The 443-nt window shown below is 74.9% G+C and carries 1 protein-coding gene; it reads left to right on the forward strand.

All coding sequences use genetic code 11. The annotated features are described in order from the left end of the window. Positions 1-136: 136 nt before the first annotated feature. A partial coding sequence (locus P2P98_RS08365; protein ID WP_275799027.1) for an SIMPL domain-containing protein occupies positions 137-443 on the forward strand: 307 nt, incomplete at its 3' end.

The raw sequence follows: 443 nt of genomic DNA on the forward strand, positions 1-443 counted from the left end.
CGTCACGCGGAGTTCGGCCGCGACACGCCGTGCGGGGCGGCCATCGACCGGCGTGTCCACAACGAACTCCGCCGGACGGTCCGCCCCGACCGCGCCCGCCCGGCCTCGGAGGACCGGCCTCCCGTAGGCTCGCGGCATGAGCGAGGTCGTCATCACCGTCCGCGGCGAGAGCAGCGCCCGCGTGCGCGCCGAGGAAGCCGCGGTGCGAGTCAGCGTCGTGACGGACGGACCCGCTCGCGGCCCGGTCGTCGAGCGTGCGCAGGAGCGCGCCTCATCCGTCCAGGACGGGCTCGTCGCGCACCTGCGCTCGGGCGAGGTGTCCGAGTGGTCGAGCGCGCGCGTGTCGGTCTGGTCCGACCGGCCGTGGAACAACGAGGGCGCCCAACTCCCCCTCGTCCATCACGCCGCGGTCGAACTGTCGGCCACCTTCACCGACGCCGGAG

The organism is Microbacterium sp. Kw_RZR3 (assembly GCF_029222405.1).
Lineage (GTDB): Bacteria > Actinomycetota > Actinomycetes > Actinomycetales > Microbacteriaceae > Microbacterium.